At 68.7% G+C, this 14,948-nt stretch carries 15 protein-coding genes and 1 pseudogene; 3 read left to right on the plus strand and 13 right to left on the minus strand.

What is annotated here, in order from left to right:
* Positions 1-35: 35 nt before the first annotated feature.
* Both SK571_RS22155 and guaB read right to left on the minus strand, forming a co-directional pair.
* Positions 36-1,169, minus strand: coding sequence for a GuaB3 family IMP dehydrogenase-related protein (locus tag SK571_RS22155; RefSeq protein WP_319985989.1), 1,134 nt, complete (start codon positions 1,167-1,169; stop codon positions 36-38).
* Between the two features lie 53 nt (positions 1,170-1,222).
* Positions 1,223-2,734 carry an IMP dehydrogenase gene (gene guaB, locus SK571_RS22160; protein ID WP_319985990.1) on the minus strand — a complete coding sequence of 504 codons (1,512 nt, stop codon included), beginning with the start codon at positions 2,732-2,734 and terminating at the stop codon, positions 1,223-1,225.
* Between the two features lie 142 nt (positions 2,735-2,876).
* On the opposite strand from guaB, the gene SK571_RS22165 reads away from it, so the two are divergent.
* Complete coding sequence (locus SK571_RS22165; protein ID WP_245982735.1) at positions 2,877-3,260, plus strand: DUF5319 domain-containing protein; 384 nt, start codon at positions 2,877-2,879, stop codon at positions 3,258-3,260.
* A gap of 120 nt (positions 3,261-3,380) precedes the next feature.
* On the opposite strand, the gene SK571_RS22170 is transcribed toward SK571_RS22165, so the two are convergent.
* The 6 genes and pseudogenes from SK571_RS22170 to SK571_RS22195 form a co-directional block, all read right to left on the minus strand.
* Positions 3,381-4,277 (minus strand): anti-sigma-D factor RsdA, encoded by an 897-nt coding sequence (locus SK571_RS22170; RefSeq protein WP_319985991.1) that lies wholly within the window; start codon positions 4,275-4,277, stop codon positions 3,381-3,383.
* A complete protein-coding gene (locus SK571_RS22175; protein WP_030471987.1) occupies positions 4,278-4,850 on the minus strand; it encodes a sigma-70 family RNA polymerase sigma factor in 573 nt (190 codons plus the stop codon). It abuts the gene before it with no gap.
* A 307-nt stretch (positions 4,851-5,157) separates the two neighbouring features.
* On the minus strand, positions 5,158-5,754 hold the full coding sequence (locus SK571_RS22180; protein ID WP_030471988.1) for a response regulator transcription factor: 597 nt from the start codon (positions 5,752-5,754) through the stop codon (positions 5,158-5,160).
* An 81-nt stretch (positions 5,755-5,835) separates the two neighbouring features.
* Positions 5,836-6,732 carry a hypothetical protein gene (locus tag SK571_RS22185; RefSeq protein ID WP_319985992.1) on the minus strand — a complete coding sequence of 299 codons (897 nt, stop codon included), beginning with the start codon at positions 6,730-6,732 and terminating at the stop codon, positions 5,836-5,838.
* Positions 6,733-7,028: 296 nt separating this feature from the next.
* On the minus strand, positions 7,029-7,571 hold the full coding sequence (locus tag SK571_RS22190; protein WP_319986039.1) for a hypothetical protein: 543 nt from the start codon (positions 7,569-7,571) through the stop codon (positions 7,029-7,031).
* 162 nt (positions 7,572-7,733) lie between these two features.
* A pseudogene (locus SK571_RS22195) lies at positions 7,734-7,979 on the minus strand (MerR family transcriptional regulator); the annotation flags it as partial.
* Positions 7,980-8,147: 168 nt separating this feature from the next.
* Here SK571_RS22195 and SK571_RS22200 point away from each other — a divergent pair.
* Entirely contained in the window at positions 8,148-8,444 is a 297-nt protein-coding gene (locus SK571_RS22200; RefSeq protein ID WP_084400893.1) for a WhiB family transcriptional regulator, read from the plus strand.
* A gap of 157 nt (positions 8,445-8,601) precedes the next feature.
* Here the strand turns inward: SK571_RS22200 and groL are convergent, their stop codons facing one another.
* Entirely contained in the window at positions 8,602-10,227 is a 1,626-nt protein-coding gene (groL, locus tag SK571_RS22205) for a chaperonin GroEL (RefSeq protein ID WP_319985993.1), read from the minus strand.
* Between the two features lie 84 nt (positions 10,228-10,311).
* On the minus strand, positions 10,312-10,605 hold the full coding sequence (groES, locus tag SK571_RS22210) for a co-chaperone GroES (RefSeq protein ID WP_053737364.1): 294 nt from the start codon (positions 10,603-10,605) through the stop codon (positions 10,312-10,314).
* Between the two features lie 172 nt (positions 10,606-10,777).
* On the opposite strand from groES, the gene SK571_RS22215 reads away from it, so the two are divergent.
* A complete protein-coding gene (locus SK571_RS22215; protein ID WP_319985994.1) occupies positions 10,778-12,283 on the plus strand; it encodes an alkaline phosphatase D family protein in 1,506 nt (501 codons plus the stop codon).
* Position 12,284: 1 nt separating this feature from the next.
* On the opposite strand, the gene SK571_RS22220 is transcribed toward SK571_RS22215, so the two are convergent.
* The 3 genes from SK571_RS22220 to SK571_RS22230 are packed head-to-tail and all read right to left on the minus strand — an operon-like array spanning position 12,285 to position 14,945.
* Positions 12,285-13,538 (minus strand): hypothetical protein, encoded by a 1,254-nt coding sequence (locus tag SK571_RS22220; protein WP_319985995.1) that lies wholly within the window; start codon positions 13,536-13,538, stop codon positions 12,285-12,287.
* Entirely contained in the window at positions 13,531-13,965 is a 435-nt protein-coding gene (locus SK571_RS22225) for a GtrA family protein (protein WP_319985996.1), read from the minus strand. The genes SK571_RS22220 and SK571_RS22225 overlap by 8 nt, the downstream gene beginning before the upstream one ends.
* On the minus strand, positions 13,962-14,945 hold the full coding sequence (locus SK571_RS22230) for a glycosyltransferase family 2 protein (protein ID WP_319985997.1): 984 nt from the start codon (positions 14,943-14,945) through the stop codon (positions 13,962-13,964). Before SK571_RS22230 ends, SK571_RS22225 begins: the two co-directional genes overlap by 4 nt.
* Positions 14,946-14,948 lie beyond the last annotated feature (3 nt).

Genomic DNA, 14,948 nt, shown 5'->3' on the forward strand with positions numbered 1-14,948 from the left:
TCCCGGCAGGAACGCGCCCCTCGACGTCGAACGGGTCAGCCGCGGATCGTCAGGCCGACCTTCTGGAACTCCTTGAGGTCGGAGTAGCCGGTCTTGGCCATCGCCCTCTTCAGCGCGCCGAACAGGTTCGTCACGCCGCGCGGGTCCGCGGACGGGCCGAACAGCAGCTTGCGCAGGTCGAGCTCCTGGTCCACCGCCTCGGCGACGAGGCTGCGCGGCACGGACGGGTGCGCGGACGCCGCCGTCCAGTACAGGCCCTGGCCCGGTGCCTCGGTCGCGGCGGCCAGCGGCTCGCCGAGCATCACGGCGTCGGCACCGCAGGCGATGGACTTCGCCACGTCGCCCGACGTCGTGACGCCGCCGTCGGCGATGACGTGCACGTAGCGGCCGCCGGTCTCGTCGAGGTAGTCGCGGCGCGCGGCCGCGGCGTCGGCGATCGCGGTGGCCATCGGCACGCCGATGCCCAGCACCGAGTCGGTGGTCGTGACGCCGGGGGCGTAGCCGTAGCCGACGATCACGCCCGCCGCGCCGGTGCGCATGAGGTGCATGGCGGTGCGGTAGTCGCCGACACCGCCGGCGATCACCGGGATGTCGAGGTCCGCGATGAACGACTTCAGGTTCAGCGGCTCACCGCCACGGCTCACGTGCTCGGCCGAGATGATCGTGCCCTGCACGACCAGGATCTCGACGCCCGCGGCCAGCAGGTCCGGCGTGAGCTCCGCAGCGCGCTGCGGGCTGACGCGGACCGCGACGGTGACGCCCGAGTCGCGGATCTGCTTGACCGCCATGGCGATCAGGTCCATCCGCAGCGGGGCGGCGTGCAGCTCCTGCAGCACCTTCACCGCGGCTGCCGGGTCCTCGCTGTCCTCGGTGGCCTGGACCAGGCGGAACAACGCCTCGTCCACGTCACTGTGCCGCGCCCAGAGGCCCTCGGCGTTGAGCACACCGAGGCCACCGAGCTCGCCGACCGCGACCGCCGTGCCCGGCGACACGATGGCGTCGGTCGGGTGGGTGATCAGCGGGATGTCGAAGCGGTAGGCATCGATCTGCCACGTCGTGGAGACGTCCTTCGACGACCTCGTCCGACGCGACGGGATGATCTCGATGTCGTCCAGCTCGTAGGCCCGCCTCGCGGTCCGGCCCATGCCGATCTCGACCAGATCGCGCACCTGTGGTTCCTCTCCCAAGCTCTTGAACAGCCCTTTGAACGGGCGCGCAGACTCTAACGGGTGGTGTAGTTCGGGGCCTCGACGGTCATCGTGATGTCGTGCGGGTGGCTTTCCTTCAGGCCCGCCGCGGTGATGCGCACGAGCTGCTGCTGCTGCAGCTCGGCGATCGTGTGGGAGCCCGTGTAACCCATCGCCGCGCGCAGACCGCCGTTGAGCTGGTGCACGACCTGCGACAGCGGGCCGCGGAACGGCGTGCGGCCCTCGATGCCCTCGGGGACGAGCTTGTCCTCGTTGAGCACGTCGTCCTGGAAGTAGCGGTCCTTCGAGAAAGACTTGTTCTCGCCGCGGGACTGCATGGCGGCGAGCGAGCCCATGCCGCGGTAGGTCTTGAACTGCTTGCCGTTGACCAGGATCAGGTCGCCGGGCGCCTCCTGGGTGCCCGCGAGCAGCGAGCCGAGCATCACGGCGGACGCGCCGGCCGCGATGGCCTTGGCGATGTCGCCGGAGTACTGGATGCCACCGTCACCGATCACCGGCACGCCGGCCGGGCTGCAGGCCAGGGAGGCCTCGTAGATCGCGGAGATCTGCGGCACACCGACACCGGCGACGACGCGCGTGGTGCAGATCGAGCCGGGGCCGACACCGACCTTCACGCCGTCCGCACCCGCGTCGACGAGGGCCTGGGCACCGGCGCGCGTCGCGACGTTGCCGCCGACGACGTCCGCCGAGTCGCCGAGCTCCTTCTTGATGCGGGCGACCATCTCCAGCACACCGCGCGAGTGCCCGTGCGCCGTGTCGACCATGAGCACGTCGACGCCGGCCTCGGCGAGCGTCATCGCGCGGATGAACGAGTCCTCGCCCACGCCGACTGCGGCGGCGCACAGCAGGCGGCCGTCCGGGTCCTTGGTGGCCATCGGGTACTGCTCGGTCTTGACGAAGTCCTTGACCGTGATCAGGCCCTTGAGCTTGCCGTCACCGTCGACGATCGGCAGCTTCTCGACCTTGTGGCGGCGCAGCAGGCCGAGCGCGGCCTCCGCGGACACACCGACCTGGGCCGTGACCAGCGGGCCCTTGGTCATGACCTCGACCACCCGCTTGGAGTGGTCGAGCTCGAAGCGCATGTCGCGGTTCGTGATGATGCCGACGAGCTTGTTGTTCTCGTCGGTCACCGGCACGCCGGAGATGCGGTAGCGGGCGCACAGCGCGTCCACCTCGGCCAGCGTGGCATCGGGCGAACACGTGACCGGGTCGGTGACCATGCCGGCCTCGGACCGCTTGACGGTCTCGGCCTGGCGGGCCTGGTCCTCGATGCTCAGGTTGCGGTGCAGCACACCGATGCCGCCCTGACGCGCCATCGAGATGGCCATCCGGCCCTCGGTGACCGTGTCCATCGCGGCGCTGGCCAGCGGAATCTTCAGGGTGATGTTGCGCGAGATCCTGGTGCTCGTGTCGACGCCACTCGGGACGACGTCCGACTCGGCAGGCAGCAGGAGCACGTCGTCGAAGGTCAGTCCCAGCATGGCGAACTTGCTCGGGACTCCATCAGCGTTGAGCTCGCTGGTCATAGCGGGTGACATGCCTTCCGTCGTGCGGTCTGCGCTCTGCCTGCCCTTTTGGGGTCCTGCGTGTCCAGTTTCCGCAGGCGGAGGCGGTGCGACCCATGGTATCTGGACGCCCCCGGGGGTACGGCGGGTACCGTGCGGGGTCGTGCCGCACGACGCGTTGCCACCAGACCCTTTCGAAGGCGACCCAGAGGACCCCGCACTCTCTCTGGGCGAGCCCGACCACGACCATCCCCCGATGGATGAAGACGAGCGAACAGAGCTGGTCAGCGACCTGGCCGACCTCGCCGTGTACCAAGCGCTGCTCGAACACAGAGGCGTCCGGGGCATCGTCGTGGACTGCGGCGAGTGCCAGGAACCGCACTACCACGACTGGGCACTGTTGCGAGCCTCACTGGAGCAGCTGCTCGCCGACGGGCGCATGCGCCCGCACGAGCCGGCCTTCGACCCGAACCCCGGCGCCTACGTGAGCTGGGAGTACTGCCGCGGGTACGCGGACGGCGTGACGGCCACGGAGTCGGCCCGCTGACCTCGCGGCGCGGTTGTGAGGTCGGACGCACCCACCGGTCACATTCCACCTGACGTGTGAACGCCCGAGCATGTGAACGGCCCCTGACCTCGAAAGATCAGGGGCCGTTCACACTGCGTCTCAGTTGGAGCCGGTGCTCTCGACCGACTGTCCGGTGGACTCACCGTTCGTACCGGTCGAACCCGGGTTCTCCGCACCGGGATCCGGCGGCGGCGGAGGAGGCGGCGGGTTCTCGCCGTTCGACGTCGGTGGCGCGGGGGTCTCCGACGACGGCGGGATGGACGGCTGGGTGGTCGACGGCTCGGCCGACGGCGTCGACGGCGTGGTCGACGGCTGCGTGGACTGGCTCGGCTGCGTCACCGGCGGAGGCGTCGAGGTGGGCGGCGCGGTCGAGGTGTTGGTGTCGAGCTCCTTTTCGAGCTCCTTGTGCTTCTCCTCGAGCTGCTCCTTGCCGTCGGCCGTGGAGACCGAGTCAAGGGTGGCGCCGATCTTGTTCAGCTTCTCGCGCGCCTCGTTGACCTTGCCCTCGCGCAACGCCAGACGCGCCGCGTCGAGGTCACCGCTGATGATGGCCGCGGCTTCGATCGACTTCGCGTGCTCGGAGTAGAGCACTCGCGTGAGACCCCACAGCGCGTCGCCGGGCTGGGCGTCGCGGGCGACGAGGCTCACGCCGGTGAAGGCGATGGCCAGGACCGCCGCGGCACTCGCCAGCGGGATCAGGAAGCGGTGCCTGCTCACCGGCTGCGGGCGGGCAGCCTGGATCGTGGCGATGGCGGTGTCGGTGTCGACGAGCTCGCCGAACGGCTCCGTCTCCACCTCGTTGCGCCATGCGAGCAGCAACGCGTTCAAGTCGTCGTCGCCCAAGGAGCCGGCCGCGCCCGGAGTCGCAGACCCCAGTGCGTCCAGCAGCCTGTCATCGGCCTGTACAGCCGAAAGATCGTCAGCGACGGGTTCGTGCGGGGCTCTATCGTCCTGTCCGCGCACTTGCTCGTCGTCCTTTCCGTGTTCGTCGGCCACTCAGACCACCTCCTCCGCTGCCAGCGACTTGCGGAGCCGAGCAAGCGCTCGATGTTGCGCCACCCGGACCGCACCCGGCGTCGAACCGACCGCCTCGGCAGTTTCCTCGGCGGAGAGTCCGACCACCACCCTCAACAACAGGATCTCCCGCTGCTTCTCCGGCAGGACACGCAGCAACACAGCCATCCGGTCGGAGAGTTCTCCCTGCATGGCCCGCTGCTCCGGACCAGCTTCGGTCTCCGGCGCGTCGGGAACTTCGGGAACGGGCTCTGAGCGGTTCCTGGCGGCGGACCGATGTGCATCGGCGACCTTGTGTGCCGCGATCCCGTAGACGAACGCGAGGAAGGGCCGACCCTGATCGCGGTAGCTGGGCAATGCCGTGAGCACCGCGAGACACACCTCCTGGGCCACATCGTCCGCCGAAGCGAAGCTTCGTTCCTGCCTGCCAACTCTGGCGCGGCAGTACCGCACCACGAGAGGACGAATGGAGGCCAGCAGGCGTTCGATCGCCTGGCGGTCGCCGTCGACGGCCGCGCCCACTTCGGCGTCCAGTCCGTCCCCCAAGTTGGTCATCGCAGACAACAGCCCTGGTGTTACTTGTTGGCGTACCGACATGAAACAGCACGAGTCACTCACAGCGACCCGTTGCAGCAGCTTCACCGTACCGGTCTTCAGGCCTTCTGTTCATAGGTGGGGTATGGACACCCCGAGTGAACAGTGGACGCGCCCGAACGGATGACAGCCCGGCGACATTGTCACCGGGCTGGGCTAAACGCGCGACCTGAGGATCACCACTTGCACGGGTGAGCCGTCTCACGCCACCGGCCCCGCTTCCCCACATGCGGCATATGAGGACGCGGGGCCGGTGCGGCAAGAGCGACTACTGGACGAGGCCTCGCCGGAAGCCGTGTGCGACCGCCTGAGCGCGGTCACGAACACCGAGCTTGCGGAAGAGACGACGTGCGTGCGTCTTCACCGTGTCCTCGGACAGGTAGAGCTCGCGACCGATCTGGCCGTTGCTCTTGCCCTGGCTCATGCCACGCAGCACCTGGAGCTCGCGCTCCGTGAGCTGCACGCCGGGGTCGGAGGGCTGGCGAGGCGCCGGCACCGAGGTGCTGGCGAGCGTGTGCGCGAGGGCTGCCACAAGCTCGGGACGCGACGCGTCCCACCTCAGGTAGCCACGGGCACCGCCGGCGATCGCCGCGGCGATGCTCCCGGCGTCGTCGGGTGCGCCGAAGACGATGACGTTTGCCTGCGGATTCGCAGAGACGAGCCGACGGGTTGCTTCAACCCCGGTCGGGACGGCGCGCTGGGTTCCCACCAGGACGACGTCGACCGGCTGCCTTGAAAAGCGAGCCAACAACTCGTCACCGTGCGCTACGCAGTCGATGCGGCTAACCCCGGGGACAGCCGACATCACGCGGGTGAGACCCTCCCGCACACTGCGCCGGTCGTCGCAAATAAGGACCGTGGTCACGGGGACTCCTTTCCTGCAGCCGAGTGACGTTCCATCTCCCCTATCGGACGCTCGCAGCCCAACCTTGACACGATCCGGTGCTTAATCCGTCAAGAAGTTCGCCTGAGGGTCTGCGTTCGGGGGTTCCCCGGAACGGAGCAGCCCGGTCGGCACCCACGGGGAATCAAGGGCGACCTGTCGGCTGACAGGATCAGCTCTGCGTAACACGCAGCTCAGAGCCTCCGTCGCCCGGTCGATGGCGCTTGCGCCCACCGTGGGGGCATGGCCCGCCAGGACAAGAGCGCTCGGCCAGATCAACGGCTGAAGTCCCTTCTCGGCGCTGTGATTTAGCTCACACTCGACCAGTTCAACCCCGCGGTTCAGGCCGTCGGGGGTCCCCCACACGACCAACGAGGTGCCCAGAACGAGTGCCGATTTGAGCTCGTGCCGCAGCGCCTTTGTGCTCGTCGCTACGCCGTACGCCGCCTCCGCGGGTGCCACGGCGGCATGCGCGCGACCGTCCGCCAGCTCGATCTCAGCGGATACCCAGCCCCTGCGGACCTCACTCCGCCACGAGCGCGTCTCAACTCGTGCGAGCAACCCGCGGGCCTCGTTCAGGCGTTGAGCACCGAGCGAATCGGCGGCGAGACCGAGCAGAGCGTCCGTCCGGGCGCCCGAGGCGTCGATCCCGTCGGGGTCGCTCTCGCCCGCTGACGGGACGCGCGCGAGGGCGGCGCCGTCGAGAGCGCGGGCGAGGTGGTGGGCCCCTAGCTGACGGTGGTGCGACGCGCGAGTCGAGAGGGACAGGGACGCGATCACCTGGTCGGGCTCGTGTCGGAGCTCGTCCAGCACGGTGGCGGCGGCCGCGTAGTGGCCCTGACCACCCAGGACGACCGCTGCGAGCCACCTGATCCTGGGGCTTGGCGCCGCGAGAGCGGGCCACACGTCGAGGTCGGGTGAGTCGCCGAACGCGGCTCGGCGCAGCTCGTCTTCGGTCACGGTGAGGAGTGTGCCGCCAGGTGGTGGGCGGCTCGGTGGTGGGCTGAGTGCGGGGCGCGGGAGGCACGGGACGTAGGAGGCGCGGGTCGCAGACGCTAGGCCTACGAGACGAGACGGTTCGTCTCGGCAGTGGGTGGGTGCGCGGGTGCTGAGTCCGCAGAGGGCGTGCGGGATGGGTGAGGCACGGTGCGGGTCGCGGGCGCGAGGTTCACGAGACGAGACGGTTCGTCTCGCCACTCGGCCGAAGCGTCGGGCCGGACTTCCGCATCGGCGGCGTCAGAAAACCGGCGCCAGCGTCAGGTGACAGCCGCCTCGACCGCGTCGACGGCGGCGGCCAAGTCCGCCACCCGCTCCGCCGGCGCCGTCACCACACCCCGCGTCCACCCCGGCCCTCCGACGAACACCCGCACCTGTTGCCGGGTCCGCGGCAGCGCGGAGATCACCCCCGGATCGGCGTAGCGCGGCAACTGCGCCCACAGCACCACCGCGGAGGGTGCGGTGCGGCGCACGGCGGCGGCCAGAGCGTCCATCGGCAACGCCGCCCCGAGCTGCCGGACGACGACGCCGCGCTGCGCCAGTTCCGCGGCCAAGGGGTAGAGAGGAAGGTTGTGCCTCTCCTCCGGCATGCACGCCAGCAGCACGGGCCGATGGTTGCGCCCGACCGTGACGAGCGGTGTGGCGCGCACGAACGCCGCGAGCACGCACTCGTTCAGCAGGTGCTCGACCTCGACGCCGGCCCCGGAGAGCTGCCAGCGCGCGGCGACGGCCGTCAGCACGGGGCGCACCACCTCGTTCCAGGTGGCGACCACCCCGTCAGAGGCCAGCGAATCGGTGAGCATGCTCTGCACCGCGATCGAGTCCATTGCGACCGCGGCGCGGCCCAGTCCACGCGCCAATCGAGACGCTCCGGGCATTTTCAGTCCACGTCCACCCGATGGTGCGACAGGGACCACTCCGTGTGTCATCGACGATTTCGACTCGAGCGCGAAACGGGCCGCCTCGGAGGACGACGCGCCACGAAGAAGAGCGCGTTGCATCAATTCCAGACGGGCCACGTCGGGTGGCCCGTATTTCCGGTGCCGACCCACCGTGTGGCCGGTCGGACCGAGTCCGTAGCGGCGGTCCCAGGTGCGAAGGGTGGCGGGAGCCACGCCGAGTCGCCTGGCCACCGCGGCCACTGAGAGAAGGGGCTCACTCGTGTGACTCCCGGCAGAGGTGTGCTCCGGCGGTGTCATCACGAGAGCCATGTTCCGTTCACCTCATCCGGGCGGCAACTCCGGGCGGTGAGTGATCGAACACGCGTGCCGTCACCCATCAGTTGATAAGGGTCTTCAGCCTCTTGAACAAGTTTTGACGCGGTTCTACGGTGGATCATCGTTAAGCCGAATGGAGCAGTCGTCACGGAGGCGGTCTCGATGGCGGACACCCGAAGGCTCCCCGGTCCCAACGCAGATCTGTGGGACTGGCAGATGCGCGGTTCGTGCCGGGGCATGGACAGCGCGTTCTTCTTCCACCCCGACGGCGAACGGGGCCCGGCGAGATCACGCCGGGAAGCTCGCGCCAAGGCTGTCTGCCTCGCCTGCCCGGTGCTGGAGATGTGCCGCAAACACGCGCTGGCAGTGCAGGAACCGTATGGAATCTGGGGCGGGCTCTCGGAATCGGAGCGCGACCACATCATCAAGGCACGAAAGCGACAATTGGCTGTTGTTTAATGGCCGCGCCTCCGGCGCGGCGGCGAGTTCGCCGGGAAGTCGGCCGTCCGGCCGACGCGAACTCGCGACTCTTTTGAAGGCAAAGAGGGTGGCACCCGGAAAGGTGCCACCCTCTTTGCTCACTGCTCGCCGTCCCGCCGGAGGCGGGACAACAAACTCAGTGGCCGTGCCCGTGCCCGTGGCCGTGGCCACCGGCGGAAGCGGGCTCGTCCGCCTTCTTCTCGACGATGGCGCTCTCGGTCGTGAGCACCATGCGCGCGATGGAGGCGGCGTTCGCCACGGCGGAACGCGTGACCTTGACCGGGTCGATGATGCCCTGCTCGAGCAGGTCACCGAACTCCAGCGAGGCGGCGTTGATGCCGAAGCCCCACTCGCCCTCGCGGACCTTGTTCACCACGACGGCGCCTTCGAGGCCGGCGTTCGCGGCGATCCAGAACAGCGGCGCGGACAGGGCCTTCGCGACGAGCGCGACACCCGTGGCCTCGTCACCGGACAGGCCGAGGCCGCCGTCGAGCACCTTGGCGCCGTGCACGAGAGCGGAGCCACCGCCGGGGACGATGCCCTCCTCGACCGCGGCCTTGGTAGCGGCGACCGCGTCCTCGATGCGGTGCTTGCGCTCCTTGAGCTCGGTCTCGGTGGCGGCGCCGACCTTGATCACGGCGATGCCGCCGGAGAGCTTCGCGAGGCGCTCCTGGAGCTTCTCGCGGTCCCAGTCGGAGTCCGTGGCCTCGATCTCGCGGCGCAGCTGCTCCGCGCGGCCGGCGATGTCGGCCTTGGTGCCGCCACCGTCGACGATCGTGGTGTCGTCCTTGGTCACGACGACGCGGCGGGCGGAGCCCAGCTGGTCGAGCGTGGTCTCGGACAGCTTCAGGCCGATCTCCGAGGAGATCACCTCGCCGCCGGTGACGACCGCGAGGTCGTCCAGGAACGCCTTGCGGCGGTCACCGAAGAACGGCGCCTTCACGGCGACGACCTTCAGGGTCTTGCGCACCGCGTTGACGACCAGCGTGGACAGGGCCTCGCCCTCGACGTCCTCGGCGATGATCAGCAGCGGCTTGCCGGACTCCGCGACCTTCTCGAGGATCGGGAGGACGTCGGCCAGGGCCGAGATCTTCTCGCGGTGCAGCAGGATGCGGACGTCTTCGTAGACGGCCTCCTGCGCCTCGAGGTCGGTCGAGAAGTGCGTCGACACGTAACCCTTGTCGAACTGCACACCCTCGGTGATCACGAGCTCGGTCGCGAGCGTGGACGACTCCTCGACGGTGATGACACCGTCCTCGCCGACGCGCTCGATGGCCTCGCCGAGCAGGGCGCCGATGGACTCGTCACGCGACGAGACCGTGCCGACCTGCGCGATGTTCTCGCGGCCCTTGACCGGGGTGGCCTTGGCCTTGAGCGCGTCCACGACGGCGTCGGAGGCGGCCTGGATGCCACGGCCGAGCGCGGTCGGGTTCGCACCCGCGGCGATGTTGCGCAGGCCTTCCTTGACCAGCGCCTGCGCCAGCACGGTGGCGGTGGTGGTGCCGTCACCCGCGACGTCGTTGGTCTTGGTGGCGACCGACTTGGCGAGCTGAGCACCGAGGTTCTCGAACGGGTCGTCCAGCTCGATCTCGCGAGCGATGGTGACACCGTCGTTGGTGACCGTCGGGCCACCGAACTTCTTGTCGAGGACGACGTGGCGCCCGCGCGGGCCAAGGGTGACCTTGACCGTGTCCGCGAGCTTGTTCACGCCGCGCTCGAGAGCCCGACGAGCGTCCTCGTCGAAGCTGATCTGCTTGGGCATTTAACTCAAAGCCTCTCTGGGTAGCGAAACGCCCCGGCTACCCCGGATGGGGCGCCGGGGCGTCAGGCATGACAGCCGAGCGTCTTAGTTGACGACGGCCAGCACGTCGCGGGCGGAGAGGATCAAGTACTCCTCGCCGTTGTACTTGACCTCGGTGCCGCCGTACTTCGAGTAGATGACGACGTCGCCGACAGCGACGTCCACCGGGACGCGGTTGCCCTTGTCGTCGATGCGGCCGGGGCCGACCGCGAGGACCTTGCCCTCCTGGGGCTTCTCCTTCGCGGTGTCCGGGATCACGAGGCCGGAGGCGGTCGTCGTCTCAGCCTCGGAGGCCTGGACGACGATCTTGTCCTCAAGCGGCTTGATGTTCACGCTCACCGGGATGACCTCCACGGGTCGTTGGCAGGTTCGATTTAACGGCTCCTGCCACCCCGCCGTCGCGGGGGTCGGGGCGGTGCTGGTGCCGTGCAATTGGCACTCTACCCATGAGAGTGCCAAGGCTTCAACGAGACCCCCGAACCGTTCACCATCCGGTAGCCGTATTCAGGGCATGTCCTCGTTGACGCGCCGAACGCTGCTGCTCGCAGGCGTGGCCGGAGTCACAGCGTTCTCGGTCGCCGCATCGGCCCGGCCGAGTGACCCTTTCACACTGGGTGTGGCCTCGGGTGACCCCACACCCGACGGGGTGGTTCTGTGGACGCGGCTGGCCGTCGCCCCGCTCGCGGACGACGGTCTGGGAGGCATGCCGGCCCGTCCGGTCGACGTGGCGTGGCAGGTCGCCGAGGACGAACGATTCACCCGGATCGTGCAGCGCGGCTCCACCGCGGCTCGACCCGAAGAGGCGCACAGCGTCCACGTGGAACTCGTCGGGCTGGAGTCCGGCCGCGAGTACTTCTACCGATTCAAGGCCCTCAACCACCTCTCGCGGACGGGCCGCACGCGCACGGCACCCGCTCCGGGCTCGTTGCAGGTACCGCTGACGATGGCCTTCGCGTCGTGCGCCCAGTACGAGCACGGCTATTTCACGGCGTACCGCAGGCTCGCGGAGGACGAGCCCGACCTGGTGCTGCACCTCGGTGACTACACCTACGAGTACGAGAGCGGCATCCACGTCGCCCCGAGCGGCAACGTCCGGCAGGTCGAGGGCCCGACCACGACGACGCTCGCGGGCTACCGGCGGCGGCAGGCGCAGTACAAGACCGACCCCGACCTGCAGGAAGCACACGCGGTGGCGCCCTGGACGGTGATCTGGGACGACCACGAGATCGACAACAACTGGGCGGGGCTGCTGCCGGACAAGCCCCAGCCGAACTTCCTCGCGCGCAGGGCCGCGGCCATCCAGGCCTACTACGAGAACATGCCTTTGCGCAGGTCACCGAGGCTGTACCGGCGGATCGGGTGGGGTGCGCTCGCGACGTTCCACATGCTCGACACCCGCCAGTACCGGACCGACCAGGCCTGCGGGGACGGACTGCAGCTGTGCCCCGAACGGCTGGAGCCGTCCCGCACGATGCTCGGCGCCGCGCAGGAGGACTGGCTGTTCGACGGCTTCCGCGGCTCGCGAGCGCGCTGGGACGTCCTCGGGCAGCAGGTGTTCTTCTCGCAGTACGACTACATCCCCGGCGAGGTCGACAAGTTCCTGCTGGACGCGTGGGACGGCTACGTGGCCGACCGGGACCGGGTCGTGGCGGGGCTCGCGGACGTCCGGAACCCGATCGTGCTGACCGGGGACGTGCACGCGGCGTGGGGTGCGGAGGTCAAGGAGCGCTGGAACGACCCGTCGTCGAGGACGCTCGCCACCGAGCTGGTCACGACGTCGATCACGGCCGGTGGCGACGGCTCGGAGGAGTACGCCGAGACTCCGCTGTGGCTGCGCGAGAACCCGCACGTGAAGTACTTCAACAACCGGCGCGGTTACACGCTCACCAGGTTCACGCCCGATGAGCTGCGCACGGACTTCCGCGGCCTCGACTACGTGACGAAGCCCGGCTCCCCGGTCTCCACGAAGGCTTCGTTCGTCGTGGAGGACAGGAGGCCGGGCCTCAACGAGCTGTGACTCAGCCGGACCAGTTGCCCGACACGAACATCAGGTACATCAGGGTCTGCGTGACCAGGCCCGTGTACATGACCACGTAGACCGCGGGCTTCAACGCGGAGACGCGCTGCCCGAGCAGCACCAGCGCCAGGTAGATGCCGAAGCACGGCAGCAGGTAGCGGTGCACGGACACCAGGTTGCCGTTCAGCGTGAGCATGACCATCGACGCGAGCCCGAACAGGCCCACCGGCACGAGCTCGTTGCGGCGGACGGCCAGCAGGTAGATCGAACCCGCGATCAGCAGGACCATGCCGGCCAGCGGGACCACGTGGTTCGTGAGGTTCCACGTGCCGAGGTCGGCGGGCTTGGTCAGGGTGTTGACCGACATCAGCAGCTCGTTCCAGAGCGTGCCGAAGATGTTCGGGGTGAACTGGTGGTACGACCAGGCCGGGGCCTTCTCGTACGCCGACGTCATGCCCAGCGGGTCGCCGACCAGGATCTTCAGGTACAGCGCGAAGCCGAGGAAGCCCACCGCACTCGCGGGGAACCACAGCAGGTGCCACGACAGCAGGCCGCGGAACTTCCACTCCTTGCTGCGCCAGAACTCCAGGAAGCACAGGCCGACGAACAGCACGGCGGTGATCCGCACGCCGGTCAGCGGCATCAGGCACAGGCCCATGAAGACCCACTGGCGGCGCAGCGCGAAGAGGTACGCCCAGAAGCCGAGCGCGATGAACACGGCCTCGCTGTAGAACACGTGCAGGAAGTACGCCGACGGCCACGTCAGCATGGCCATCACGACAAGCCACGGTGCGCGCTCGCCGGTCAGGAAGGTCCTGGCGATCTTGAGCAGCGCCACCGCGCCGAGCCAGGTGGCGACGGTGTTGACGATGATGCCGGCGACCAGCGTGCCGATCTTGCCGAGGAACAGCATCTTCACGAGCCACACGAACAGCGGGAAGACCGGGTAGAACGCCTGCGAGGTCGGGATGTTCTGGTACGCCGTGCCCTCGGCGATGCCGGTGAAGTTCTCCCCGTCCCAGCGGTGCGTGTGCGACAGCAGCGTGTCGACCGCACGCGACGAGACCGGCGTGCCCTCGAAGATCGGCAGCAGCGGTTCCAGCACCCGCCCGAGCACGGTCATGAAGACCTGCCAGGCGAAGACCAGCAGGAAGACCTTCGCGAAGTCGCCCGTCAGCGCGGTCTTCCACCGGGGAGCGGGTCTGGGCGCCTCGGCGGCGACGACCTCCGGCTCGCGGATCGCGGTGTCAGTCATGAACGGGTTCCTTTGCAGGCTCTTCTACCGGGCGGAACACGAGCCGGCTGTACAGCACGTAGTTCCAGACGAGTGCGACGCAGATGCCCGCGAGCTTGGGCGCCGCGATGGCGAGCGTCTCGGGCAGACCGGCGAACAGGTCGCGGGTCAGCATGATCACCAGCGGCTGGATCGCCCACAGACCGATGCCCGTGACCAGCACGAACAGCACGATCTGACGGACAGCGCCACCGCCTGCCGCACGGAACGTGAAGCTGCGGTTGAGCGTGAAGCTGAGCGCCATGCCCATCGTGGTCGAGATGAGGTTCGCGATCACCAGGGGCGTGCCGAGCGCGAACAGCACCGTGTAGCCGACGAGGTCGACGAGGGTGTTGCCGATGCCGACCAGTCCGAAGCGCAGTTGCTGGGCGCTCAGCAGCTTCTTCACGGCGCGAGGGCCCTGGCGTCGTTCGGCACCGTCGTCCCGGTGCGCACCGACGCCACGCTGTAGAGCGGGCGGGCCTGCACCTCGGTGTAGATGCGGCCGATGTAGCTGCCGAGCACGCCGAGCATGATCAGCTGGATGCCGCCGAGGAAGAACACGGCGCTCGTGATGAACGCCCAGCCGGGAACGGCGGTGTCCGGCAGGAACAGTTTCACGCCGACGACGTAGCAGATGCCGAGAAACGCGAGGAACGAGATGAAGTAGCCGACCTTGGAGATCAGCTTCAACGGGGCGGCGGAGAAGCCGACGATGCCGTCCGCGGCGAACCGCATCATCTTGCGCAGCGGGTAACCGGTGACGCCCGCGTGGCGCTTGTCGCGGTCGAACTGCACGGCGGTCTGCTTGAAGCCGATGAAGCTCACCAGCCCGCGCAGGAACCGGTTGTGCTCGCGGAACTTGCGCAGCTCCTCGACGACCTTGCGGTCGATGAGGCGGAAGTCGCCGGTGTTCTCCGGGATGTCGATGTCGGCGACCTTGCGCAGGAACCAGTAGAACGCCCGCGCGGTGGCCTTCTTGAACGCCGTGTCCTGGCGCGAGCGGCGCTGGGCGTAGACGACCTCGTAGCCCTGCTCCCACTTCTCGATCAGCTCGAGGCTGACCGCGGGCGGGTCCTGCATGTCGCTGTCCATGATGATCACGGCGTCGGCGTCCGCGAGGTCGAGCCCCGCGGTCACGGCGAGCTGGTGACCGAAGTTGCGCGCCAGGTCGATGACGGTGACCCGGTCGTCCGCGTCGGCGACGGCGTTGAGCAGGTCCAGCGAGTTGTCGCGGCTGCCGTCGTTGACGTAGATGAAGTTGACCCGGTACCGGTCCTCCAGCGGCTTCACGACCTCGGAGACCGTCTTGTGCAGCAGATCGATGTTCCCGCCCTCGTTGTAGATCGGGAACAGGTACGTGATCGTGCGCATGGGTTCAGCGCTCACCGC

This window comes from Lentzea kristufekii, assembly GCF_033949925.1.
GTDB lineage: Bacteria > Actinomycetota > Actinomycetes > Mycobacteriales > Pseudonocardiaceae > Lentzea > Lentzea kristufekii.